We start from the raw sequence: 26,578 nt of genomic DNA, 5'->3' as shown, positions 1-26,578 counted from the left end.
ATATTTATGTGTTCACCGGAGCTTTTTGGCTAATTAAAGTAGGAATCTCAATGAGCACTGATAACTCAAAAATCATTTATACTATTACCGATGAAGCGCCTGCCTTAGCGACGTATTCTTTATTACCAATTATTCAAGCTTATACTGCTTCTTCAGGCATTAACGTTGAAACACGTGATATTTCTTTAGCCGCTCGTATCTTAGCGAATTTTCCAAAATACTTAACTAAAGAGCAGCGCGTTGATGATGCATTATCTGAGTTAGGTAAGTTAGCTAAAACTCCAGAAGCTAATATTATCAAGTTACCAAATATTTCAGCGTCTATTCCACAATTAGAATTGGCTATTAAAGAATTACAAGCAAAGGGTTATGACTTACCTCATTATCCTGCAGAACCACAAAATGAAGCGGAAGAATCAATTAAACTAACTTACGCTAAAGTTTTAGGTTCAGCGGTTAACCCGGTATTGCGTGAAGGTAACTCTGATCGCCGTGCACCTGGTTCTGTTAAGCAATACGCACGTAACAACCCACATTCAATGGGAGCATGGTCTCCTGAATCGAAATCACATGTTGCTCACATGGAGTCTGGTGATTTTTACGGTAGTGAAAAATCAGTAACTATTGATGGCGCAACGAGTATAAATATTGAGTTTGTTGCTCAAAATGGTGACGTGACATTATTAAAATCAAAATTACCATTACTTGATAAAGAAATTATCGATGCTTCAGTAATGAGCAAGTCAGCATTAATCGAATTCTATGAAACTGAGATTAATAAAGCTAAAGAAGAAGATGTTTTACTTTCGTTGCACTTAAAAGCAACCATGATGAAAGTTTCAGATCCAATTATGTTTGGCCATGCAGTTAAAGTATTTTATAAAGATGTATTTACTAAACATGAGGCTACCTTTGATCAGTTAGGTGTCGACGCTGATAACGGTATCGGTGATGTTTACGCTAAAATCGCACGTTTACCTGCTGCTCAAAAAGCAGAAATAGAAGCCGATTTACAAGCTGTTTATGCAACTCGTCCTGAAATGGCTATGGTTGATTCTGATAAGGGTATTACTAATTTACACGTGCCTAGTGATGTCATCATTGATGCATCAATGCCTGCTGCTCTTCGTGCCTCTGGTATGATGTGGGCACCGGATGGAAGTCAAAAAGATACTAAGTTTATGATCCCAGATCGTAACTATGCTGGTGTTTTCTCGGCTGTAGTAGATTTTTGTCGTGAAAATGGTGCTTTCAATCCAACGACAATGGGTACAGTTCCTAATGTTGGCTTAATGGCGCAAAAAGCTGAAGAATATGGTTCACATGATAAAACTTTTACCATGTCAGCTACCGGTGTTGTTCGTGTTGTGAATGATAACGGTGATATCTTGATTGAGCAGAATGTTGCACAAGGTGATATTTTCAGAATGTGTCAGGTTAAAGACGCACCAATTCAAGATTGGGTTAAATTAGCGGTAACTCGTGCTAAAGCAACGGGTACTCCAACTGTATTTTGGTTAGATGAAAATCGTGGCCATGATGCAGAAATGATCAAGAAAGTTAATACTTATTTAGCTGACCATGATACTAACGGTTTAGACATTCAAATTCTTGAACCTGTTAAGGCTTGCGAATATACGCTTGCACGTGTTGCTAAAGGTGAAGATGCAATCTCAGTTACGGGTAATGTATTACGTGATTACTTAACTGATTTATTTCCAATTTTAGAACTTGGAACAAGTGCTAAAATGCTTTCTATTGTGCCATTAATGAATGGTGGTGGTTTATTCGAAACTGGTGCTGGTGGCTCTGCGCCTAAGCACGTTCAACAATTCGAAAAAGAAAATCACTTACGTTGGGATTCTTTAGGTGAGTTTTTAGCACTTGCAGCATCACTTGAACATGTTGCAATATCGACAGGCAATGCGAAAGCACAAGTATTAGCTGATACATTAGATTCGGCAACGGGTAAATTCTTAGATACCAATAAATCACCATCTCGTCGAGTTGGAGAGTTAGATAACCGTGGTAGCCATTTCTATCTTGCTATGTATTGGGCACAAGCCATTGCAGAGCAAACTACAGATACTGATCTTAAAGAAAGCTTCACAGGTGTTGCTCAAGCACTGACTAAGCAAGAAGAGAAAATTGTAGCTGAATTAAATGCAGCTCAAGGTCCAGCTATCGATGTTAATGGCTATTATTTTGCGGATACGCAACTTACAGAAAAAGCAATGCGCCCAAGTGAAACATTGAATACAATTTTATCTGCATTGCTCTAAGTCAATTTATTGCTTTAAAATAAATATGTAGTTAAGGTGCTAGTAAATAGCACTATATTAATCAAAAGCTAAAATATAATGTTTAGTTTTTGATTATCTTTATTATTATATTTAAGTCTAATTTATGTTTATTCATTGTAATGATAATAGGTATCACTAAATAGTGATTAGTGCCTTATCCTTTTTTGAATTATTTTAGTAAAATAACCTTTTTATACTTGTTTAATGTGGAGCTCGCCCTATGACTAATCAAATCATCATCCCCACTACCGGAGATAAAATTACCTTTGTTGATGGTAAGTTATCAGTACCAAATAATCCGATAATCCCTTTTATTGAAGGTGATGGCATTGGTGTTGATGTAACACCCCCAATGCTAAAAGTTGTGAATGCAGCAGTTGCTAAAGCGTATGCCGGCGAAAGAGAAATTGCGTGGATGGAAGTCTATGCGGGTGAAAAAGCGACTAAAATGTATGATAGTGAAACGTGGCTTCCTGAAGAAACACTTGCCATATTACAAGAATATAAAGTTTCTATTAAAGGACCTCTAACTACACCCGTAGGTGGTGGCATGAGTTCTTTAAATGTTGCAATAAGACAAATGCTTGATCTTTACGTCTGTCAACGTCCTGTTCAATGGTTTACTGGTGTTCCAAGTCCAGTAAAAAGACCTTCTGAAGTTGATATGGTCATCTTTCGTGAAAATACCGAAGATATCTATGCTGGCATAGAATATAAAGCGGGTAGTGATAAAGCGAAAGCGGTGATTGAATTCTTAACTGAAGAAATGGGTGCTAGTAATATCCGTTTTACTGATAACTGTGGTATCGGTATAAAGCCAGTATCAAAAGAAGGAAGTCAACGTTTAGTAAGACAAGCGATTCAATACGCAATTGATAATGATAAAGACTCGGTAACTCTGGTTCATAAAGGTAATATTATGAAATTCACAGAGGGCGCTTTTAAAGATTGGGGTTATGAGCTTGCTCGTGATGAATTTGGCGCAAGTTTGATTGATGGCGGACCTTGGAGTACGCTTACAAACCCAAATACAGGTAATGAGATTATCATCAAGGATGTTATTGCTGATGCCATGTTACAGCAAATCTTGTTACGTCCTGCTGAATATAGTGTTATCGCCACTTTAAACTTAAATGGTGATTACCTATCTGATGCTCTTGCTGCTCAAGTTGGTGGTATTGGTATTGCTCCTGGAGCTAATTTAGGCGACGAAGTTGCTGTATTTGAAGCAACTCATGGAACAGCTCCTAAATATGCCGGTAAAAATAAAGTAAATCCTGGTTCTGTAATTCTTTCTGCAGAAATGATGTTAAGACATATGGGCTGGCTTGAAGCGGCTGATTTATTGCTTAAAGGGATGTCAGGAGCAATCAAAGCGAAAACAGTAACCTATGATTTTGAGCGCCTTATGGATGATGCGACGTTAGTCTCTTGTTCAGCGTTTGGAGATTGTATTATTGATCATATGTAAATATTGATCACATATACTATCGAAAATCATCCAATAAAAAACACAGCTTAATAGCTGTGTTTTTTTATCTTATTAGCGTAACATTTTATATTTATTCTAGTTCGCCATCAGCTAATTTGATACTTGCTGCATGATGACCTTTAGGGCCATCATTTAGTTCGTAATCGACATCCTGTCCTGCTTTTAATGTTCGATATCCATCCATCTCAATAGTTGAATAGTGTGCGAAAATATCTTCTCCGCCACTATCCGGGCGAATAAAGCCAAAACCTTTCGCATTATTAAACCATTTAACTGTACCGTGTGCCATACTTCAACTTCCTTCTATATCCTTTAGTATTCAATTATGTTTTACTTATATTTTGGTACCATGCTTTAAAAGAGTAGGTAAATATAAGTAAGTGCATAGACAACAGACTAAGCGACTAAAAATTAGCCACCTATAGAATCGTAGATAAATTAATAAATTTGTCAAGTTTAAAAGCTGTTTTTTTTTAATTATTTTAAGCTTAATTGCACGAAAAGTTACAGCAAAAGTAAAAAGTAGAGACTAAGATAAATATATGAGCAACTGGAAAGAGTTATTTGACACCGAAGGCATTGTAGAAGAGTCAGTTAAAGAGCAAATAGAAGAGCCGGCTAAATACTATGTTTTTTTACTTAATGATGACTACACCCCAATGGATTTTGTTGTAGACGTCTTGTGTAACTTTTTTAATAAAAGTGAAGAGCAAGCAACAGATATAATGTTAACCATTCATTATAAAGGAAAAGCCCTTTGTGGCACATATACTGCTGAAATAGCAGAAACAAAAGTAGAACAGGTTGTCCAGTACGCTTTTGAAAATCAGCACCCTCTTAAGTGTGTGATGACAAAAGCCTAAAGTTATAAATTGGAGTAGTTATGCTAAACAAAGACTTAGAAGTATCACTTAATTTAGCCTTTCGCCAAGCTAAAGAATCTCGCCATGAATTTATGACTGTTGAACATTTATTGTTGGCCCTATTAGATAATCCCTCAGCGATCGAAGCACTTGGTGCTTGCGGAGCGGATTTAACAAAACTTCGCAAAAGTTTATTAGACTTTATCAGCGAAACAACACCTACGATTCCTGTAAGTGAACATGAGCGTGAAACTCAACCTACGTTAGGCTTTCAACGGGTATTACAACGCGCTGTATTTCATGTGCAATCATCAGGTAAAAATGAAGTCAGCGGCTCAAATGTATTAGTGGCAATTTTTAGCGAACAAGAATCACAAGCCGCTTATATCTTGAAAAAATCTGATATTAGTCGTTTAGATATTGTTAATTATATTTCTCACGGTATTGCAAAAATTGATGATGAACATTCCCCACATACTTTGGATGGGGAACAGCAAAGCGAAGAAGAACCGCGTACCATTGATAACTTTTCGGTAAACCTTAATGAAGAAGCGATAAAAGGTAATATTGATCCTTTAATTGGTCGTGACGATGAACTTGAACGTACTTTACAGGTGTTGAGTCGACGTAGAAAAAACAATCCGCTGTTTGTTGGTGAGGCTGGTGTGGGTAAAACGGCTATTGCTGAAGGTTTAGCTAATTTAATTGTCAATAAAGAAGTGCCTGAGTTTTTAGCTGATGCGACCATTTATTCTCTAGATATGGGGGCATTACTCGCAGGTACTAAATATAGAGGCGATTTTGAAAAACGTTTTAAATCATTATTAAAAGAGCTAGAAGCAGATAAGAATGCTGTGTTATTTATTGATGAAATTCATACTATTATAGGTGCCGGTGCGGCTTCTGGCGGTATGATGGATGCTTCTAACCTGCTTAAACCGTTATTGTCAGCTGGGAAAATTCGCTGCTTAGGTTCGACGACATACCAAGAGTATCAAAGTGTTTTTGAAAAAGACCGAGCCTTAGCCCGTCGTTTTCAAAAAATTGATATTGCGGAGCCGAGTGTTGCTGATACCACTAAAATACTGCAAGGTTTAAAAGAGAAATATGAAAGCCATCATGGCATTCGTTATACTAATAAAGCCTTACATGCAGCAGCTCAGTTGTCAGCTAAATATATTAATGAAAGATTTCTTCCTGATAAAGCCATTGATGTCATTGATGAAGCGGGTGCTAAGCAACAACTTGTTGCACCTAATAAACGTAAGAAAGTTATTAATAATACCGATATCGAAAGCATTGTTGCAAAAATGGCGAGGATTCCTGAAAAGTCAGTATCACTTACTGAAAAAGATGGACTTAAAAATCTAGACCGAAACTTGAAACTTGTTGTGTTTGGTCAAGATCAAGCTGTTGATGAGCTTTCGTCTGTTATTCGGTTATCTCGAGCAGGGCTAGGTAGTGAAGAAAAACCAGTAGGCTCTTTCTTATTTGCCGGTCCTACAGGTGTTGGTAAAACAGAGATAACACAACAGTTAGCTAAAATATTGGGCATAGAGTTGTTACGTTTTGATATGTCAGAATATATGGAGAAACATGCTGTTAGTCGTCTTATTGGTGCTCCCCCTGGATATGTAGGTTATGAGCAGGGTGGTTTACTAACTGATGGGGTTATAAAGCATCCTCATGCGGTCGTCTTATTAGATGAAATAGAAAAAGCTCATGAAGATGTTTATAACATTCTATTGCAAGTGATGGATCACGGTACACTAACCGATAATAATGGTCGAAAAGCCGACTTTAGAAACATTATTCTGGTGTTAACAACTAATGCAGGGGTACAAGAAACGGTACGCCAATCTATCGGCTTTAAACAGCAAGATCATAGCCTCGATGCATTAAGTGAAATAAATAAAGTCTTTTCACCTGAGTTTAGAAACCGTTTAGACAACATTGTTTGGTTTAATCATTTAGACAACATTGTTATTCATCAAGTAGTAGATAAATTTATTGTCGAATTGCAGGCTCAGCTTGATGATAAAGGCGTTTCACTTGAATTAACCAAGCAAGCTAAACAATGGTTAGCTGAAAATGGTTATGATAAAGCCATGGGAGCAAGACCGATGGCTCGCTTAATACAAGAGCACTTGAAGAAAACACTAGCAAATGAGTTGCTCTTTGGTGAATTGACCCATGGCGGTACTGCTAAGGTCGATGTTAAAAAAGATAAATTAGTCTTTAATTTTGAAAATAAGCAAGAATTGATTACTGCGAAATAATAATTCAAAGGTAACCGATTAAAAACCTAACGAGTTCGTTAGGTTTTTTTATGTCTGTCATTTAGTCTGTTATCGATAGGGGAGTGGCTATTGATTGATGAATGGTGTCATTACACTTTAATGTGGCTCCCAGCTCATTATATAGAATGACTCGAACCAGTGACACATGCCGAGTTAAAGAGAGTACAGTCCATCGCTTTGCCGATAATACTACTAAAGAATCAAGTAGCTCTACTATAGAGATAACTTTTCTTCAGACGAAAAAAAACCTGCATATAGCAGGTTTCGTTTCACATTTTAATGTGGCTCCCAGCTCATTATATAGAATGACTCGAACCAGTGACACATGCCGAGTTAAAGAGAGTACAGTCCATCGCTTTGCCGATAATACTACTAAAGAATCAAGTAGCTCTACTATAGAGATAACTTTTCTTCAGACGAAAAAAAACCTGCATATAGCAGGTTTCGTTTCACATTTTAATGTGGCTCCCCAAACTGGGCTCGAACCAGTGACACATGGATTAACAGTCCATCGCTCTACCAACTGAGCTATTGGGGAATAAACTTTTTTAACTTCTGTTTATTAATGAAGTTGAATGTGGCTCCCCAAACTGGGCTCGAACCAGTGACACATGGATTAACAGTCCATCGCTCTACCAACTGAGCTATTGGGGAATAAACTTTTTTAACTTCTGTTTATTAATGAAGTTGAATGTGGCTCCCCAAACTGGGCTCGAACCAGTGACACATGGATTAACAGTCCATCGCTCTACCAACTGAGCTATTGGGGAATAAACTTTTTTAACTTCTGTTTATTAATGAAGTTGAATGTGGCTCCCCAAACTGGGCTCGAACCAGTGACACATGGATTAACAGTCCATCGCTCTACCAACTGAGCTATTGGGGAATCGCGTTAACCTCAGTGGCTAACGGGGCAGAATAATAAAGACCTGTGGCCTATGTGTCAACACAAAAATAATAAATTATTGAAATAAATATTGTTTGTTGAAGATGTGTTCAGAATAGGTTCTTTTACACCACTATTAGACGGTTTTTTGTACTCCTTGATAACTTGGTAATTTTTTAGCCTGATAATAGTGTAAATACTTAGTTATCCACGATTCCTGTGGATAACTATGTGGACTAAAGTGTAAGTTTACGTTGCTAAGACGGTTTGATTGGCTTGGCTACAAGTCAATAAAAAACTACAATGTTTTTAATCTATTTAATTTCAATAACTTATGGTGGTTGTGTACTTTATTTAATAATTAGATTGATTTTTAACCACCTCATTTTTTAACTATATTACTTGTGTTTTATTATTCCTTGATATCCCAATTGTATAAGTTTGAGGTTCTTTTAGTTATGACACCTCAATACAGGAATATGTTACGTATTTATTATTATGGCATTAAGCAAACAACGTTTTTGATAAAGGGGGGGGGATAGGATAAATCTACACTAGGTAAAAGTTAGTTAATCTTTTACAATGTACTGCTACATATTATTTACCCTGACAGACTCATAGAATCACTGAAAATATTAAATGACCAAAACTAATACTGTTACACCTAATAAAAAACGAGTTAATCTACTCGAAGATCCTGTTGCTAATACTTTAAAGCGTATGACCATTCCAATGATATATGGCATGGTGCTTTTGATGACATTCAACTTAATAGATACATTTTTTGTTGGACTTCTCGGGACACAACCCCTCGCAGCTATCAGTTTCACATTCCCTGTTACCTTCACTGTAATTAGTTTAACTATTGGTTTAGGTATAGGAACCTCTGCAGTTATCGCTAAGTATTTAGGGAAAAAAGATACAAAGTCTGCAAAAAATGCGGCAACAGCTGCATTGTATTTAGCCGCAATTATAGTTGCGTGTTTATCCACAGTGGGTTATTTCATTACCGATCCATTATTTACTTTACTTGGTGCCCAGCCATCTTTATTGCCTTTAATTCATGAATATATGGATATTTGGTATATCGGAAGTGTGTGTCTAATTGGTCCTATGATAGGCAATGCAGTATTACGTGCATCAGGAGATACTAAAACACCCAGTATGATAATGGGGAGTGCCGGACTGATTAACGCCATACTTGACCCTATTTTTATTTTTGGATTCGGGCCAATCCCAGCGATGGGTATACAAGGTGCAGCAATTGCCACATTAATTTCGTGGATTTTTGGTTTAGGTTTCGTATTGTACATTTTAACTAAAAAGCACGATCTTATTCATACAACTATGCTGCCTATAAAAGAGCTGATTGTTGCCTGTAAAGATATCTTAAAAATAGGTCTGCCTGCTGCAAGCGCAAATATGTTAACCCCCTTAGCTGCCGCAATTATGACTGCAATAGTGGCTTCTTATGGTGAAGCAGCTGTAGCAGCCTTTGGTGTTGGCTCAAGACTTGAATCAATAGCTTGTTTGATAGTACTAGCCTTATCGATGACTTTACCTCCATTTATTAGCCAAAATTTTGGAGCGGGTCAATTACATCGCGTCGAAACGGCTTACAAAGTTGCAATAAAGTTTATCCTAGTCTGGCAAATAGTCATTTATATTATATTAGCTCTATGCGCAAATTGGATCGCAAGTGTTTTTACCAAAGAGACTGAAGTTGCCGATTTAATTAAACTCTTTATTTGGATACTCCCACTAGGGTATGGTTTACAAGGCATTATCATATTAACTAACTCATCATTTAATGCTTTGCATAAGCCAATGATTGCTTTGGGGTTAAGTGTCATACGATTATTTGTTTGTTATTTACCATTAGCCTATGTAGGTAGTTTGTTTTACGGCTTAGCGGGTTTATTTGCCGGTGCTTTGCTTGGCAATGTATTAATGGCCATGATTTCTTACCGATTATTTAGCAAAGAGTTTATTCATAATGAGTCAGCTTCACCGGAGCAAGTGGTATGAAAAAATTAACTATTTGCTCTGAATATACTCCTAGTGGTGATCAACCAACAGCGATAAAGCAACTGTTAGAAGGTATTGAGTCGGGTTTAGCCCATCAAACGCTTTTAGGTGTAACCGGCTCAGGTAAAACTTATACCATTGCCAATGTGATTGAAAAGCTTAATCGACCTACCATGATGTTAGCGCCCAACAAAACGTTGGCGGCGCAATTGTATGGTGAAATGAAGGAATTTTTCCCAGATAATGCCGTTGAATACTTTGTTTCATATTATGATTATTATCAGCCTGAAGCTTACGTGCCAACGACAGATACTTTCATAGAGAAAGATGCTTCAGTTAATGAACATATCGAGCAAATGCGGCTATCGGCTACTAAGGCACTTTTAGAGCGCCGAGACGTGATTATTATTGCTTCTGTGTCGGCTATTTATGGTTTAGGTGATCCTGACTCCTATTTAAAAATGATGTTACATATCAGTCGAGGTGACATTATAAATCAACGCGATATTTTACGTCGTCTCGCTGAACTACAATATACTCGTAATGATGTTGCTTTTGCGCGTGCCACTTATCGAGTGCGCGGTGATGTTATTGATATTTTTCCTGCTGAATCTGACCGCCTGGCTTTACGTGTAGAGCTATTTGATGAAGAAATAGAGCGGATAAGTCAATTTGATCCGCTAACAGGACAAGTTGAAAGAACACTGGATCGGGTAACAGTATACCCAAAGACACACTACGCTACGCCTAAAGAGAAAATCATAGCAGCAGTAGATAAAATTAAAATAGAGCTGAAGCATAGGTCACAACAACTCAAAGATAATAATAAATTAGTCGAGGAACAGCGCCTTACTCAACGAACCCAGTTTGATATTGAAATGATGACTGAACTTGGTTATTGCTCTGGTATCGAGAACTATTCTCGCTATTTATCAGGGAGAGAAGAGGGAGGAGCACCACCAACCTTATTCGATTATTTACCTGATGATGGTTTACTTATTATTGATGAATCTCATGTTACCGTGCCACAAATTGGCGCTATGTATAAAGGAGATAGATCGCGTAAAGAAAACTTGGTGGAATATGGCTTTAGACTACCGTCCGCTTTAGATAATAGGCCAATGAAGTTTGAAGAGTTTGAAGCGATCTCTCCACAAACAATTTATGTCTCGGCCACACCAAGCAAATTTGAATTAGAGAAATGTGGTAGCGATATTGCGGAACAAGTGGTTAGACCGACAGGTTTACTTGACCCAGAAATCGAAGTTAGACCGGTTGAAACACAAGTTGATGATTTATTATCAGAGATAAATAAACGACTACCGCTTGACGAAAGGGTCTTAGCCACAACATTAACTAAACGTATGGCCGAAGATTTAACGGATTACTTGTATGACCATGGCATTAAAGCGCGCTATTTGCATTCAGATGTTGATACGGTTGAACGGGTAGAAATTATAAGAGACTTTAGACTAGGTAAATTTGATGTTTTAGTGGGTATAAATTTACTTCGTGAAGGTTTAGATATGCCAGAAGTATCTTTAGTGGCAATTTTAGATGCGGATAAAGAGGGCTTTTTACGTTCCGATCGTTCTTTGATTCAAACGATTGGCCGAGCTGCGCGTAATCTCAATGGTCGAGCAATACTGTATGGAGATAGAATTACGGGCTCTATGCGACGTGCTATTGATGAAACAGAACGACGTAGAGTGAAGCAACACCAGTACAATTTAGACAACAATATTACCCCCCAAGGCGTTGTTAGAAGAATTACCGATGTTATGGGCGTGGGAAGTTATAGTGATGCTAAGTCACTTGATAAAGTTGCAGAAGCTAATACAAATTATCATATTAACCAGCAGGCGGAAGAACCTCTATTAACCACGTCACAAATTGACACTAAAATAGTTGAGCTTGAAAAGCTAATGCAGGGGCATGCGCAGAATTTAGAATTTGAACAAGCTGCTGCTATGCGCGATAAGATAGCAAAATTACGAATACAGCAACTATCTACTTAACTTGAACTAGCTAAATATCCAATCAAGGTTTCATTTTATTTGATTCTCAAGGCAAAGCGTTAATGAATAGCTGGCTATTTATCGATGTTTTAACGATGAGAATCGCATAAAGAGGAATGTTGAGTAAGTACCGTTTCTCCAAAGTTCAGGTTATTTAAATAGAATTCAGATTATTTCAGCTCTTGTATTGAATAATGACCGAGAATATTAGCAATCGCGTCACTACTACAGTGTGGAAGGTGGCTTATCTCTTCTATTATTTGATCTTGAATATCGACAGGAAACAATAATAGCCGTTCCATATAAAGGTGGGCCTGAGTTTCATTATTTGAGTCAATCATCTGCTTTAAAAGTCGTGCTTGATACTTCCAAGTCGCACTCATAAGACATCCTCAATTATTCATTGAACACCTTCTAAGTTTAGAGCTAAAGCGACCTAACGGTTATAAAATTTTTGTCTTAAAAGTAAATAATGGAAAGATAATAATCTATAGTTAGATATGCTATTTAAAACATTATGTTAAATGGTTCACAAAATAGAATAAAAGAGGATTTTGTCCGAATTGCCGCTGTGGAGGAACCTCTCGTGATGATTTCCTCGTCTGAATCGTGTAAAACTTCGATGACACGTCTCTTCATCAATTGCTAACTTATCAGCAAAGTTCTACTAAATATAGCTGATAAAATAGCTGATGTAGTTTGACTCTGATTCAAAGATAGTCGCAATATGTGCACCTAACTTTGTTTCAGGCAGAGTTTCATTTTTGTAATTTACTCTACCTGAAATTAGTTCAACGTTCTTTATTCGTATGGGATTGGGTCAGTGGCATTGTTTTCTTCAAAAGCTTCTAAGCGCTCTTGGCACGAACCGCATTTCCCACATGCTTTCTCTCGACCGTTATAACAGGTCCAAGTATTACTATAATCTAGCCCCATTTTTATACCATCAGCAAGGATCGCTGTTTTATCGACGCTTAAATAAGGACTAAATATTTCAACACTTTCATAATTTGCAATTTTACAAACATCATTCATTTTTTCAACGAATTCAGGACGACAGTCTGGGTAAATAGCATGATCGCCCGAATGAGCACCATAATAAACCTGCTCTGCTCCAACCGATACAGCATAAGCTACGGCTAACGAAAGTAAAATCATGTTACGGTTAGGCACCACAGTTGACTTCATACTTTCTGCTTCGTAATGACCTTCAGGAATATCAATGTCATCTGTTAATGAAGAGCCAGCAAGTAATTGATTGATTGCTGAAATGTCGATTACCTTATGGTTAACCGCTAACTCTTTACAAACAATGCTAGCGCACTCCAACTCTTTTACGTGGCGTTGGCCATAATCAAAGGACAAAGCAAAGACTTCTTTTCCGTCTTTTTTAGCACGGTTTAATACAGTAAAGGAATCCATGCCACCAGAATAAATAACAACAACTTTTTCAGCCATTTGAAAGCTCTCTTAATTGATCTAAGGTATAATAATAAACAACTGTTATTTTACTTGAAATAAGTAACAGGCTAAAGCAGAAAGTGAATACCACATAAAATAAACCACATTGCAGAAGAGAAAACCATAACACCCATGAACTATAAAATTAATGAGCTTTTTGAAACCATTCAAGGGGAGGGCTCCTTCACGGGCCAGCCGTCAATTTTCATTCGACTACAAGGTTGTCCTGTCGGATGTTCGTGGTGTGATACTAAACATACTTGGGATATAGAACTAGACGACCAAGTCAGCCCTGACATTATGTTAGCTAAAAAAGCTGAGACTTCTCAGTGGGCTAATTTTTCGGCTGAAGATATTCTAGCGTTAGTGAAGGAAAAGCATTTTAAAGCAAAGCATATTGTTATCACTGGCGGTGAACCTTGTATGGTTGACCTAACGCCACTTTGTGAAACCTTTGAAGACCTAGGTTATAGCACGCAAATTGAAACATCTGGTACCTTTGAAATTATTACCACAGAAAAATGCTGGGTAACCGTATCTCCTAAAATCAAGATGCGCGGTGGTTATGATATTTTAGCAAGCGCTATGTCACGTGCTAATGAAATAAAGCACCCCGTTGCTACAGAGCAAAATGTAGATGATTTAAAAGAGCTATTGGCAATGCATCAGGTTGAAAATACCCCGGTATATCTACAACCAATTAGCCAAAAGAAGCGCGCAACCGAGTTAGCAATAGCAACATGTATAGCTAACAATTGGCGCTTATCGGTGCAAGTTCACAAATATATTGGTATCGAATAAAGGAAACTGGGTCGCTTAGTTAACCGGTAAAAACTCTGGGTACGCGTTTAGACACTCGAGTTAATAATTCATAATTAATGGTATCGCTGTTTTGTGCAACGATATCAATACTTAAATTTTTGCCCCATAACTCAACAGTATCTCCGATTGCAGTATGCTTTAAATCTGTAATATCTACAGTGATCATATCCATTGAAACACGGCCAACGAGAGGTGCCTGAGCGCCATTAATAAATACAGGTGTACCTGATTTAGCGTTGCGAGGATAACCATCAGCATAACCAATAGCTACTGTTGCTAGTTTCGTTTCTCGTTCAGCTTGCCAATTGTTGCCATAACCTACTGATTCACCAACGTTCACTGTATGTATTGCAATAATATTAGCTTGTAATGTCATAGCGGGGATGAGTGGTTGGCTTTTGGGACTATCACCTATAGGGGATGCACCATAAAGTGCTAAGCCTAATCGATTGTAATGACCATGACTTTCGGGCCAGTTCAAAATACCTGCAGAGTTGGCCATACTATATTTACAACCATGTTTTGCAACTAATGCCTTTAATTTAGCGAGTTGCTTGGCAGGTCTAGCACAATCAATTTGGTCAGCTGTGGCAAAATGTGAACATAATACCAAGTTATTTATTTGTTGAGCTGATAATTGCGACATAACGTTGTCAATTTGCTCAACTTGGAATCCTAAACGGTTCATTCCCGTATCGACTTTTAGCCAAAGTTCACCAGAAAATTCAGGGGTTATTGATTTTAGCCACTCTAGTTGATAATTACTGTGCAGCATTAAAGCAAAATTATTTTCTAACGCTATCTCAAAGTCACTTTCGTTAAAAGGACCTTCAAGAATGAGTACCGTGTTTTTAATGCCAGCATCACGAAGCGCTAGCGCTTCATCAATAAAAGCAACCGCAAATACTTTAACTTCTGAACTTAAAGCGTGAGCTACTTTACTGGCATCATGGCCATAAGCATCAGCTTTGAGAACGGCAATGGTATTGCTGTTACTTGCAAGATTATCAAGATATTGATAATTTTTAACGAGAGCGTCTAAGTTGATAATGGCTTGTGTCAGTCTGGAAGTATAACTCATGTGATAATTCTAATGTTTTACTGATGAATAGTGGAGGAAAGTAAAATTAAGGCAACGAAATAAATGTCGTTAATTTTTCTATTTATTATAAGTTATCCGTGTACCATGATCAATATTGCGGGCCTTAGCTTAATCCTTGATTTTATGGTCAAGCGATTATATTTAAAACAAGATCCTAGTAACCATAACGAGAGAATTTCATGAACACGCAAGCAAAGTTAGTTAATGAGCTTAAAAATATAACAACAGAAGGACAAAACCCTAACACGCTAGATATAGACTTGCTTGATTCACTTGGCGTACTTAAAAAAATAAACACAGAAGATCAAAAGGTTGCTTCAATTGTTGGGCTGTTACTACCTGAAATATCCCAAGGGGTTGATCTTATTGTTGACGCTTTTGCTTGTGGTGGTCGATTAATTTATATCGGTGCGGGGACTAGTGGACGGTTAGGCGTACTTGATGCGGTTGAGTGCCCACCTACATTCAGTGTATCGAGTGAGCAAGTTATAGGTATTCTTGCGGGCGGTGCTGGCGCTATGTATAAGGCAGTTGAAGGTGCTGAAGACAATAGACAACTGGCAATTGATGATTTGAAAGCGATTAACTTATCGAGTAAAGATATTGTAGTGGGTATAGCTGCCAGTGGTCGAACGCCGTATGTGATATCAGGAATGGCTTTTGCCAGAGAACAAGGCGCTAAAGTGATAGGTGTTAGTTGTAGCGCTAATAGCAGTTATGCACAAAACTGTGATATTAATATTTGTGCTGTCGTTGGCGCAGAAGTATTAACTGGATCCACCCGAATGAAGTCAGGCACGGCACAAAAACTCATTTTGAATATGCTTAGTACTGCCAGCATGATCCGCAGTGGCAAAAGTTATCAAAATCTTATGATTGATGTGAATGCCAGTAATAAGAAGCTTTATGCACGTGCTGTCCGTATTGTGATGCAGGCGACAGAATGTGATTTTGATACAGCAGAAATGGCACTAGCCCAAGCAAATAATCAAACAAAATTAGCCAGCTTAATGGTCTTAACGGGCTTAGATAGCACTCAAGCAAAAGCTGCGTTAGCTTCTAATAAAGGCTTTTTACGTAAAGCGGTAGAGCAACAAGGCTGTTAATGTAACGTCTATGAAATTAGTTAATCCTATCAAAGTAATTATCTTATTCCTTAGCTTTTATGCATGTTCTTTTATCTTGCCTGTTAGTGCTAATACTAGCAAACCGGTAGAACACAATATAATTGTTGGCGCGGAGCAAGTTGAGCAGTATCTTCCCCAGCTAAAGGGAAAAAATGTCGCGTTAGTAGTCAATCAAACATCTAAAGTCTTTGACGAACATTTAGTGGATGTATTGTTGAAGAACGATATAGATATTAAGATGATCTTTGCACCCGAACATGGCTTTCGTGGAAATCGTGATGCGGGTGAAAAATTTGATTCAAGTATTGATACTAAAACGGGCATACCGCTTGTTTCTCTCTATGGTAAAAACCGTAAGCCATCGTTAAGTACGATGAAAAATCTTGATGTTATCATTTTTGATATTCAAGACGTTGGAGTCCGTTTTTACACTTACATCAGTACTATGCATTATATGATGGAAGCCGCGGCTGATGCGGGAGTTGAATTCATGGTGTTAGATAGGCCTAACCCTAATGGCGCCTTTGTTGATGGCCCGATACTTGAAGAAGAGTTTCGTTCATTCGTAGGCATGCATCCAATCCCTTTATTACACGGAATGACTGTGGCTGAGCTTGCGCTTATGATTAAAGGAGAAGGGTGGTTAACAAGTGAAAAAGAGCTTTCTCTTACCGTTCATAAAGTACAATATTATCAAAGAAATTACCCTTATAGTTTACCAATAAAACCAAGTCCTAACTTGCCAAATGCGCATTCAATTGCTTTATACCCCTCATTAGCCTTTTTTGAAGCAACACCTGTTAGCATTGGCCGAGGAACGCCTTTTCCATTTCAGGTGATCGGTCATGAAAATATACATATTGGCGGCTTTAATTTTACCCCCGTTTCAATGCCAGGAACGGCGAGTAAACCTAAATTCATGAATATAAGGGTACAAGGAGAGGACCTTCGCCAGGTTGTTAGTCATGGTTTAAATTTGCGTTATATTTTGAGCTGGTATAAAGCCTTTGCAGAGAGAGAGGTTACTTTCTTTAATAGTCCAAAATTTATGGATAAATTGGCGGGTACGGATAAATTAAGGAAAGCCATTATGGCAGGAAAAAGTGCAGAGCAGATTAGATTAAGTTGGCGAGCGGGAATTATCGATTTTAAGCAAAAACGCAAACCTTACCTGTTGTACCACTAATACTTACAACGGTAGGTATTAGTGGTTACTCCCATAAGAAATGATTTAAGCTGCTGTTTTGTTACTGCCGGTATTTTTTGCCTTATACAGCGCTTTATTTGCACGGGTAATTAAATCATTAAGATCTTCATCATACATTTGTGCGACAGCGGAACTACAGGTTATTTTAATATCATTTGGCCAGGTGGCTTTCTGTATTCTTGCTCTTATTTTATCCGCAACATCAATCGCTTGAGATAATTCAGTGTCTGGGCATACTAATAAAAACTCTTCTGAATTCCATCGAGCTACCGTATCACTAGAGCGACAGGTATTATCAACTTCATTGACAAACTGCTGTAGAATTTTATCTGCTGTTTTATGACCATAATTTGGATAAAGGTCCTCAAAATAATCGATATTGAGGAAGATAATGCTTAATTTTTGTAGATCAGTAGGCGCCAATTGATCAAAACATTTTCGTAATCCAATGCGATTTAGTGCACCTGTTAGCGGGCAACTCATGGCACCAAATTCAATGGTATGACTCGCTTGTTCAGGTATTTCAACCTCTAGTTTTTTAGCTGGCACTAAGCGTCGAATAACATAGCCCAACGCTATGCTCCATAACATAATTAGAACGGCAACAAGTGTTGTTGTGCCAATATACTTGCCTTTTAATTCAATGCGTTCAACGGTTAACTCATATTTCCCTGGCTGAACTTGCAAGGTGGGTGTTATGGCAATGGAATAAATATTTGAAAAATCAGTACCACCATTATTTAGCGTTAAATTATGGCTGTTATTCCACCATCGGGGGATAGAAAAATCAGATGATTTTAACCAAATAGGGTTAGTAACGTATGCTTCTAAATACTCTACGCTATTGGGTTTTAATATTGTTTCGTTTCCTTTTACAGAATAATTAGTATTAAAGTTACGTAACTCAATACGAGTACCCGGTTGTGTAGGGTGATTATGTTTAATCCATAAGCCGATTTGCTCATAATTAGATAAGTCTAAACCAGTAAAGGGGGATTGTTTGCTTAAATCTTGTAGATTTATGATTAATTCACAATAAGGCTGAGCTAGATGAGATTTTGTTATTTGGCAGGTAAATTCAAGACCATGATTGGTTTTTACTACTTTTGCAACCGATGCACCCAGCACTTCACGGTCATCCACAACCTTAATATCTGCAGCATTTAAATTGATTACCTTATGCTTATCAATGTTGAGAAATAGTAGTACTAAGATGAGTAAAGATAAAAATATCAGTGAAATAGCGGCATAAAGTTCTTTGCTTTTCTGAGGATTTTTTGCTGTTTGCATAGAAAAACTATTCCTTAAACTAGGTGAGTGTGTTCAATAGTTTTTATCTCAAAAAGGTAAAATTAAAATAAATTTTATTTGAGGATAATTGAACATAAAAGCGTTACTACTTTAAAAGTAATACAGCATTAGTAATATTACCAATATCATTCGCTTATAGCTAATTTAGTAATGATCAATTGATTTACATCAAAAGGGTTAAAGTATTTAAAGTCATAACATGTTTATAGCTATTACCATTATTTTATTGGAATCCTTTGAATTGAAATAATTCAAAGGATTCTGCACCATGTATCTCAATTGGTAAGGGATATAAAACCACAGAAAAAGGCATTGAATAAAGGCTGTTCCGGTAACCTGTTTTCACTAAAAAGAGGTATACCACTCAATAGATAGTTAAATTATCTAAATAATTCTTGGCTTGAATTATGCGTTTAATTGTACGATTTACAGCTAATGAAAATTAAAAAAGCTTTTGTTTATATTGAATATATTAAAAATAATATTAATCAGAACATTGTGAATATCCTTTAAAATATACCCTTAACTGACTAATTCAATCAATTGCAAAAATGCTCTTATAGGCTAAACTTTTTGTAAATTAGTAAAAAATATTTACTTTGCCAATGTATATCGCTGTTTGAGGGGTAAATATGGATTAATTTTCATACTTCGGGGGTATCATTATGAGTCAATATTTTCTCACCACCTGTTATCAATCAGCATTATCAGTGGCGCAATTTATGCCACAGAGAAAAACCAACCTTTTAATCGTTTTTTATCATTTCCTATGCCTTCAATTCAATATGCCGTCGCCAATTGGTTTATATCTTCATAAATCAGGCAATTCTTCATTAGCAAATTTTAAAATGTACTTATCCTTTTTAGATTGTTATCGATCCTTTTGCCTCTGGTTTGTTATCTCACTTTCATCGTTTAAATGTGTAAGTGCCCTCATAAAGCTATCAATACCTCGAGATATTTACCCAGAGATAGACCATTATCTCGTTGATTATGGCTAATCCTTAGTGGGTGACTAAACAAGGACAAAACAACAGTTACATTTTGAATAAAAATAAATAGTTATACATTTCAGGTACAAAAGGGAAAGTATTATGAATAGTTTTACCAATAGAGAGCAGATTACCATTCCTCAACAATTTGCGCTTCGTTCTTGGGTTTCTCTAGAACCCGGTCTAGAGGAAAATGAGTGGGTATTGATAGACAACCGCAGCGGAGCTATTTGTACCTGTAATGACAGTGCAGGGGTATTGTTGGTCGCTTTACAAAATGGCACCACTTGCGACCAACTAGCTGATGCATTGACCAGTCGATTCGATGTGTCGGTTATAGAAGCCAGACAAGATGCACTACTTTTCATTCAACAACTCAGTGGCACAGGATTTGTTTATGAAAACTTCTAATACTCGAGTCGCCATTTCTGGTTTTGGTGGTCTTGATATTCCACATGCAGGAGCCAGTGTTGCTCGTGCATTACGTGCAGGTTGGCAGGGACCACTTATTATTGATGCTCTGGTTGATGATTCCGCTATGACCGGAGCTTGGCAACCCGGAATAGTTGATACAGTGACACGAATCCAAAGCCCTCTTAAAGGAGATGAAGCGTTTTATTTAAGCTTAATCAATGCACAAAACAAACTAGGATTTAATGCTTTTATCCCGTGTTTAGAACAAGATATTGCTGCCACGGCAAGACTAGCAGATCGACTACATAAAAATGGCATAAACACACTGGTACCCAATGCCGATAAAATGGCTCAGTTGAGTCCACTTACCTTAGCTTCTTATCTACACCAAAATCATATCGCATACCCTCACAGTTTAATTGCCCACCATTTGCATGAAGTCGCACATTATGCCGATCATCTTGGTTATCCTGTGCTAGTCAAAGGGGCAGAGTTGGAATTAATTGCCCATAACGCCGAACAGGTATTACGTTTTTCATCTGCGGTGCTTGAGCGAGATAGACGCTCAGGAGTACTACTACAGGCGCGTATTGCCGGTGAAGCTTATTCGCTGGTTTGCCTCATTAATCAAGATGGTGAGCGCATTGAAAACCTCTCATGTAGAAAACTGGCTATAAATAGTAATGGTCATTCGGTTTGCAGCAGCATCATAGATAGCCCAGATTTAGAGGCGCAAGGACTGGAAATCATCAAAAAGCTAGGTGCTCAGGGACCTATAACTTTAGATTTAATCCACCCAACTGGTGGTTCAATTTACTTTTTAGAAGGCGTCAAATCCTGTCTCCCTGATTGGTGTATGCTGGCTCATTGGGCCAATAAAAACTTAGCCGTAGAACTACTGAAACTATTAACTGAACCTGAGGTTGATGAAACGATAGTCCCATTAAATCGTTCAAATGAGGCCCCGTTGTTAGTTCGTAGTATCACAGAAGACGTAGTGCGACTCGATGACATGCAACATCTGGATCGTCATGGCCACATAAATATGACAGAAATGAATAACTGTCAATTACCAAGTAATAACAACAATAAACCAATAACTAATGGAGGCGGACTGCGTGTCGCGGTTACCGGAACCAGTAGTTTTGATCTTGTTAATTCGGGTATTGGCGTTGCCAGAGCGTTGCGCAGTGCTTCTGACGACTTGCATTTAATTGGTCTATGTTATGGCACCTTTGATTCTGGGGCTTATAACAAAGAGTTGTTTGATGTTTGTTTTCAGTTACCTATAACAGAAAATGAAAATACCTTATTCGAGCGTTTTAAAAAAATTATTCAAATGCAGCCCATCGATGTGTTGATTCCTTGTTTAGATGGCGAAATACCCTTTTTTATTAAATTTGCCGATGAGCTAAAAAGAATGGGCGTTCATACTTTATTACCCAACCTCGATAGTTTTGAAAAACGCAGTAAAACACAACTATTTAGTGGCATTTATGAGGCGGATCAACAGGGCTTTATAATACCTGAAACTATTAGTGCCCGTAATGAAGATGAAGTATTAGCAGCCGTTAAAAAAGTCGGCTTACCTGCCGTGGTAAAAGGACCTATCTCATTTTGTGTGTCAGTCATTGATGAAAGTCAGGCAAAAGCTGCATGGCACACACTCTATTATGATGGAATGAAAGAAGTCTTGATTCAGCCAATGATCAGCGGGCCAAGTTTTGCAGTGGCTACCGTATGTAACCATCGGCACGAACCGCTAACGATGCTAACGGTAAAAAAATTGAGTTTATGCCCCAAGGGCAGCACCTGGCGAGCCATGCGTTTGCCACAAGTAGAATTAGAAGCAGCCTTTGCCCGCTTCTTAAAAGAGATCAAATGGGTTGGGCCGGTAGAGGGCGAATTCATTAGAGACGAGATCCTAGACCGTTTTTATCTTATCGAGATCAATCCACGTTTTACTGGCTGGATCTATTACTCAGCAACACTAGGATCGAACCATCCCCAACAGGCTGTCCATACCGCACTAGGTGAAGAAATCATCCCTGAACCAGACAAAACAAATCTGGTATTTGTAAGAAGTTCTACTGAACTACGTTTACAGCCTTATCAGTTAGCCTCTTTTTCGACCAAGGGATATCTACATCATAATCGAATTGCTTCAGACCAAATTAAGGAAAATTGATATCATGACAATTGCACTTAAACCCTATCATCGGCCAATTATAGAGGTTTTGCCATTTTTGGCTTTGGAGAAACACCAACTCCATAATATAACGGTAGCAGCAGATGAACCCTTAACTCTGGATACTGTTGGGTTATTGCAAAAGTTTGGCTCTCCACTTTATGTAGTTTCAGAACAAAGATTACGTCAAGATTTTAAAAACTTCAAACGCAGTTTTAGTGATGAACACGTTAAAACCAAAGTGGCATATTCCATAAAAACTAATTACTTACCAGCAGTTTGCGCCATTCTTCGTCAAGAAGGTGCCCAAGCTGAAGTAGTTTCTGGCATGGAATATGAGTTAGCACGCACCTTGGGTATCCCGGGCAAAGATATTATATTTAACGGGCCCCATAAAACTCAGTCAGAACTGAAATTGGCACTTAGCGAGGGGGCGTTAGTAAACATTGATAATTTCAATGAACTAGAACACATAGACAGAATTTCTGAGGAGCTCATTACCCCTGCTAGAGTGGCTATTCGAGTGAATTTTCGTTATGGCACCAACCCATGGACCAAGTTTGGCTTTAACAATGAAAATGGAGAAAGTTTAAATGCGCTGAAAAAAATCGCTCGCAATAAAAAACTACAATTTGAAGGCTTCCACTGTCATGTGGGTACCTTTGTTTTGGTCCATGAACTTTATGCCAATGCCGTCGAAAAGCTCATAGAATTAGCAAAACAAGCACGAGAAATAGGGCTCAACCCGACGAGTATAGATATTGGTGGGGGCTTTCCTTCGGCCAATACGCTTAGACCTGAGTATGACTTACCCGGAGGCAGTCAACGTGCAAATAATGATTACTTGCTACCTTATGCGGAACATATTTTCGGGCAATTACGTAAACATAGTGAGTTGTTTGGAAATAACCCAACATTGATACTAGAGCCTGGACGAGCGATAGTCGATGCCTCGACACAACTCTTAAGCACCGTCATTGCAAAGAAAGAAATAGTTGGAGGTCGAAACGCGGTTATTATTGATGCAGGGGTTAATCTGGTTCCTACCGTTTGTTACTACAATCATCAAATAAAGACAGTTGCCGCAACGAAAAGCGAAGAAAGAGGGTTATTAAAGCCAGTCGATATCTTTGGTCCTTTGTGTATGCAAAGTGATAGATTGCGTGAGCAAATATTGATGCCTGCATTAAATGTCGGCGATCATCTCAGTATCGGTAATGTTGGTGCATATTGCCATACTCAGTCGAATCAGTTTATTCAACCCAGACCCGCGACCATATTATTAGGTGAGCATGGGCCAGAACTTATAAGACGTGCCGAGACTTACAAAGATATATTTGCGCTTGATCTATTACCAGGCCGACTGCGTGATGATAAATGTCAATTTTAACAATCATTTTACCGTTCAATGCAGGTCATTCGCCCAACTTGCCTTTTTAGACCGAAAAACGTCTGGTCTATTAATTTTTTTAGCCATTGCCATGGTTGCTGTATGGTCGGCTGTTGCGGCTCTGCTAGGTGTATTAATTAACAATAGCTTAAGCCTCGTCATTAAAGATTACACTGTGCAAGAATGGAGGCTTGGCATCGCAGGTTATAACGGCGCAATAGTCGGTATGTATTGGGGCGACTCTATATTTAGCATCATGGGATTGTGCTTGTTTCTTGTTACATTGCTAATTTGCCTGTTGATTGAATTTCGATTACGCGCTTTGCTCATTCCAAAGCAACTGCCAATATTGTCTCTTCCCGCTATGGTTAGTATTTTGGTCATGGTATTCACCATTTCATTGTTTTCCTTCGATACAAACCATCTTTTATTTACAGGGGCGGCTGAGCCTGTCTTGCAAACATATAGCAGAGAAGTTGCGATAATTCTCGTGGTGTCTGCTATGGCGTATCAATATCCGCTAGCCACGTTACAAACCCTTGGGATCAGCTTAACAGGTGGCCTCGTAGCTCAATGGTTAACGGGATTAAATTTATATGCTTTGGTCGACTTATGGGCAATTAACTTAGTGCTGGCTTACTTCTCGATAAAAACGCTATTTTTAAAACATGCTAGGTTAGCTAGCTTAGCGGCAACATTTAATGCGCTGTTAGCATGGATTATTTGGTATTTCTGGTTTATCACTGGATTAGAGCAGTTAAGTGCGCCTCTGTTAATCCCCTTTATCATGAGCAGCTTGATAACACTAAGTTTGTACAGACAATATATAAATCATAACTTACTACAAAGCGAGCTTTGGAGAACATTTAAGCTAATGCTAATCAATCGCTTAAGGGCTAAACAATGTGTGGCTATTACGGGCTCAGGAATACGTAAAGGAACACTACCAGATTATCCCTCCGGGCAATGGTTAGATCCCAAAGTCCCAATCACTAGTTATACTTTGGCTGAATTTAAAGCATCGAAACGTTGCCGTTATCTCTACTGGAAAGCATCCTATGACTATTATCAGCAAGCGTTGACAATTAACAAAAATAACATTGATGAACAACTCGATTATTTGTTGAACCATTATTTATCGGGGTTATTTACTGAAACAGTTGATAGCCTTTTTAATACCGAACAGCATCCGGTTTACGAATGTTATGGTTCAATAAAAAGGTTATATTGCCTTGATTGCGCGAAGCAGCAAGCGTGGCCTCCTATACCTCTGTGGTCACAACGCGATCTTCATTGTCAACATTGTTCGGGGTTATTAAAGCCACAAATTCTGGCTGCAGATGAAAATATTGACTCAGAATGTTACCAAGCCTTGCAAAAAAATATGATGGAATGTGGCTGTTTGTTGGTGATTGGTGTACCTACAATAACCCCCGTAGTGTCGATGATTATCGAAAACGCCAACGCTAATAAAATACCCATTATTTTTATCGGTACAATACCCTTTGGTTATTTCGTAGAAGAAAAAGATGTACAGCTCACAGGTGACATCGCGCACTGGCTAGCAGAGATTAATGGGTTCATAAATCTACTCCATCCGTTGAAGTGGGGCTGTAAATGGAAAAAATGACAACTATCCTGACCAAGTTAAAACTAATCGTGTTTCTCGCTATCTGTATGGCGGTTATAGCGCTGATATTATTGCAGTTGCCTGAAAATCAGCAGGGAAAAGTTATCTTGTTGTCGAACACTGACTCGGAAGATAAATATTCGATGTCAGCTACCTTAATGCACGCTAAAGGAGTTGGACCCCATCCTGCTGCTGTTTTACTACATGGCTGTTATGGAGTTTCAAATAAACACCATCAGTGGAGCAAAACCCTGAATGAATGGGGTTATACAACATTGATTGTAGATAGCTTTAGTTACTTAGGTATCAAAGATATTTGTACAGCCGATGACAAAATATGGCAACAGTTTAACCAACGAAGACCTAAAGATGCTTTGGTAGCACTAAATTATTTACAATCACTTAGTGAAGTAAATCCAGACAACATTGTTTTATTCGGCTGGTCTTATGGCGGTGCCATAACATTAAAAGTATTAGAGCAGAATTTTGCTACAAAAAAGCAAGGTTACAGTGCTGGCATCGCATTTTATCCGAGCTGTTGGCAGTACCAACAGTACCTAATGTCGGGTAAACAATATAAAGCTAATGTACCTGTACGCATTTTGATGGGTCAAGACGATGAATGGACTCAACCAATTCATTGTCAGCAACTATTAAATAACAGTAAAGCTGATTCACAACAGCAATTATGGACGTTTACTGGGGCGTATCATAATTTTGATGATCAACAACAGCGCTACCAGTTATTAAATAATGTTCGGCGAGAATCAAAGCAACAGCCCTGGGGAAGTGTCCGTGTTGGTTATAACAAACAAGCACACCTTGATGCACAAGCAGCTGTACGAGAGTTTTTAAATAACAACTTAAGTGAGCAAAACAAAGATTGAATATTTTATTGAGAATATTTAATCTGATGATTGAAACTCTACTGGAGTGTAGACCCGCTCTATGGTTAGCTTTCCTCTGACAAAGCAAATAACCGACTAATAGTTAAGTTAAGCGAATTATTGCTTTTAGGTAACCTAAGCGGAGCAACTATACGCG

Annotated in this window: 19 protein-coding genes and 4 tRNA genes; 14 read left to right on the top strand and 9 right to left on the bottom strand. The window is 38.1% G+C overall.

Annotated features, from left to right (window positions below):
• The first annotated feature begins 50 nt into the window (after window positions 1–50).
• On the top strand, window positions 51–2,282 hold the full coding sequence (locus tag CPS_RS12955) for an NADP-dependent isocitrate dehydrogenase (protein ID WP_011043690.1): 2,232 nt from the start codon (window positions 51–53) through the stop codon (window positions 2,280–2,282).
• A gap of 241 nt (window positions 2,283–2,523) precedes the next feature.
• Window positions 2,524–3,774: an NADP-dependent isocitrate dehydrogenase gene (gene icd / locus CPS_RS12950; RefSeq protein WP_011043689.1), complete on the top strand. Its 1,251-nt coding sequence runs from the start codon at window positions 2,524–2,526 to the stop codon at window positions 3,772–3,774.
• Window positions 3,775–3,865: 91 nt separating this feature from the next.
• Here icd and cspD read toward each other — a convergent pair whose 3' ends face one another.
• Complete coding sequence (cspD, locus tag CPS_RS12945; protein ID WP_011043688.1) at window positions 3,866–4,084, bottom strand: cold shock domain-containing protein CspD; 219 nt, start codon at window positions 4,082–4,084, stop codon at window positions 3,866–3,868.
• Window positions 4,085–4,337: 253 nt separating this feature from the next.
• On the opposite strand from cspD, the gene clpS reads away from it, so the two are divergent.
• A complete protein-coding gene (clpS, locus tag CPS_RS12940) occupies window positions 4,338–4,658 on the top strand; it encodes an ATP-dependent Clp protease adapter ClpS (protein WP_011043687.1) in 321 nt (106 codons plus the stop codon).
• A 20-nt stretch (window positions 4,659–4,678) separates the two neighbouring features.
• Window positions 4,679–6,937 carry an ATP-dependent Clp protease ATP-binding subunit ClpA gene (gene clpA, locus CPS_RS12935; RefSeq protein WP_011043686.1) on the top strand — a complete coding sequence of 753 codons (2,259 nt, stop codon included), beginning with the start codon at window positions 4,679–4,681 and terminating at the stop codon, window positions 6,935–6,937.
• Between the two features lie 483 nt (window positions 6,938–7,420).
• On the opposite strand, the gene CPS_RS12930 is transcribed toward clpA, so the two are convergent.
• The 4 genes from CPS_RS12930 to CPS_RS12915 all read right to left on the bottom strand — a co-directional run bounded on the left by CPS_RS12930 (window position 7,421) and on the right by CPS_RS12915 (window position 7,844).
• Window positions 7,421–7,496: transfer RNA gene (locus CPS_RS12930), tRNA-Asn, on the bottom strand.
• 40 nt (window positions 7,497–7,536) lie between these two features.
• Window positions 7,537–7,612, bottom strand: a tRNA-Asn gene (locus CPS_RS12925).
• A gap of 40 nt (window positions 7,613–7,652) precedes the next feature.
• A tRNA-Asn gene (locus tag CPS_RS12920) sits at window positions 7,653–7,728 on the bottom strand.
• A gap of 40 nt (window positions 7,729–7,768) precedes the next feature.
• Window positions 7,769–7,844, bottom strand: a tRNA-Asn gene (locus CPS_RS12915).
• Window positions 7,845–8,483: 639 nt separating this feature from the next.
• Here CPS_RS12915 and CPS_RS12910 point away from each other — a divergent pair.
• Together CPS_RS12910 and uvrB are read left to right on the top strand one after the other, a co-directional pair.
• Entirely contained in the window at window positions 8,484–9,872 is a 1,389-nt protein-coding gene (locus tag CPS_RS12910) for an MATE family efflux transporter (RefSeq protein ID WP_011043685.1), read from the top strand.
• On the top strand, window positions 9,869–11,890 hold the full coding sequence (gene uvrB / locus CPS_RS12905; protein WP_011043684.1) for an excinuclease ABC subunit UvrB: 2,022 nt from the start codon (window positions 9,869–9,871) through the stop codon (window positions 11,888–11,890). The genes CPS_RS12910 and uvrB overlap by 4 nt, the downstream gene beginning before the upstream one ends.
• 170 nt (window positions 11,891–12,060) lie before the next feature.
• On the opposite strand, the gene CPS_RS12900 is transcribed toward uvrB, so the two are convergent.
• Both CPS_RS12900 and queC read right to left on the bottom strand, forming a co-directional pair.
• Window positions 12,061–12,273: a hypothetical protein gene (locus CPS_RS12900; RefSeq protein ID WP_011043683.1), complete on the bottom strand. Its 213-nt coding sequence runs from the start codon at window positions 12,271–12,273 to the stop codon at window positions 12,061–12,063.
• Window positions 12,274–12,691: 418 nt separating this feature from the next.
• Window positions 12,692–13,348 (bottom strand): 7-cyano-7-deazaguanine synthase QueC, encoded by a 657-nt coding sequence (gene queC / locus CPS_RS12895; RefSeq protein WP_011043682.1) that lies wholly within the window; start codon window positions 13,346–13,348, stop codon window positions 12,692–12,694.
• 135 nt (window positions 13,349–13,483) lie between these two features.
• On the opposite strand from queC, the gene queE reads away from it, so the two are divergent.
• Entirely contained in the window at window positions 13,484–14,152 is a 669-nt protein-coding gene (gene queE / locus CPS_RS12890; RefSeq protein WP_011043680.1) for a 7-carboxy-7-deazaguanine synthase QueE, read from the top strand.
• 19 nt (window positions 14,153–14,171) lie between these two features.
• Here queE and alr read toward each other — a convergent pair whose 3' ends face one another.
• Entirely contained in the window at window positions 14,172–15,254 is a 1,083-nt protein-coding gene (gene alr / locus CPS_RS12885) for an alanine racemase (protein WP_011043679.1), read from the bottom strand.
• Window positions 15,255–15,454: 200 nt separating this feature from the next.
• On the opposite strand from alr, the gene murQ reads away from it, so the two are divergent.
• Window positions 15,455–16,381 (top strand): N-acetylmuramic acid 6-phosphate etherase, encoded by a 927-nt coding sequence (gene murQ, locus CPS_RS12880; protein WP_011043678.1) that lies wholly within the window; start codon window positions 15,455–15,457, stop codon window positions 16,379–16,381.
• Between the two features lie 10 nt (window positions 16,382–16,391).
• Window positions 16,392–17,588, top strand: coding sequence for an exo-beta-N-acetylmuramidase NamZ family protein (locus tag CPS_RS12875; RefSeq protein WP_011043677.1), 1,197 nt, complete (start codon window positions 16,392–16,394; stop codon window positions 17,586–17,588).
• 45 nt (window positions 17,589–17,633) lie between these two features.
• Here the strand turns inward: CPS_RS12875 and CPS_RS12870 are convergent, their stop codons facing one another.
• On the bottom strand, window positions 17,634–18,899 hold the full coding sequence (locus CPS_RS12870; protein ID WP_011043676.1) for a GGDEF domain-containing protein: 1,266 nt from the start codon (window positions 18,897–18,899) through the stop codon (window positions 17,634–17,636).
• A gap of 1,115 nt (window positions 18,900–20,014) precedes the next feature.
• Here CPS_RS12870 and CPS_RS12865 point away from each other — a divergent pair.
• The 5 genes from CPS_RS12865 to CPS_RS12845 are packed head-to-tail and all read left to right on the top strand — an operon-like array spanning window position 20,015 to window position 26,421.
• Window positions 20,015–20,323, top strand: a complete 309-nt coding sequence (locus tag CPS_RS12865) for a PqqD family protein (RefSeq protein WP_011043674.1) — start codon at window positions 20,015–20,017, stop codon at window positions 20,321–20,323.
• On the top strand, window positions 20,310–22,514 hold the full coding sequence (locus CPS_RS12860) for an ATP-grasp domain-containing protein (RefSeq protein ID WP_011043673.1): 2,205 nt from the start codon (window positions 20,310–20,312) through the stop codon (window positions 22,512–22,514). Before CPS_RS12865 ends, CPS_RS12860 begins: the two co-directional genes overlap by 14 nt.
• A 4-nt stretch (window positions 22,515–22,518) precedes the next feature.
• Window positions 22,519–23,904 (top strand): alanine racemase, encoded by a 1,386-nt coding sequence (locus CPS_RS12855; RefSeq protein ID WP_011043672.1) that lies wholly within the window; start codon window positions 22,519–22,521, stop codon window positions 23,902–23,904.
• The gene (locus tag CPS_RS12850) at window positions 23,885–25,534 is read left to right on the top strand and encodes an urea transporter (protein WP_041736996.1); all 1,650 of its coding nucleotides are present in this window, start codon (window positions 23,885–23,887) and stop codon (window positions 25,532–25,534) included. Before CPS_RS12855 ends, CPS_RS12850 begins: the two co-directional genes overlap by 20 nt.
• Window positions 25,522–26,421: a dienelactone hydrolase family protein gene (locus CPS_RS12845; RefSeq protein ID WP_011043670.1), complete on the top strand. Its 900-nt coding sequence runs from the start codon at window positions 25,522–25,524 to the stop codon at window positions 26,419–26,421. The genes CPS_RS12850 and CPS_RS12845 overlap by 13 nt, the downstream gene beginning before the upstream one ends.
• Window positions 26,422–26,578: the final 157 nt, after the last annotated feature.

This window comes from Colwellia psychrerythraea 34H (assembly GCF_000012325.1).
GTDB lineage: Bacteria > Pseudomonadota > Gammaproteobacteria > Enterobacterales > Alteromonadaceae > Colwellia > Colwellia psychrerythraea_A.
Note: the sequence above shows the minus strand (reverse complement) of the source record. Positions and strands in the feature narration are given on the sequence as shown.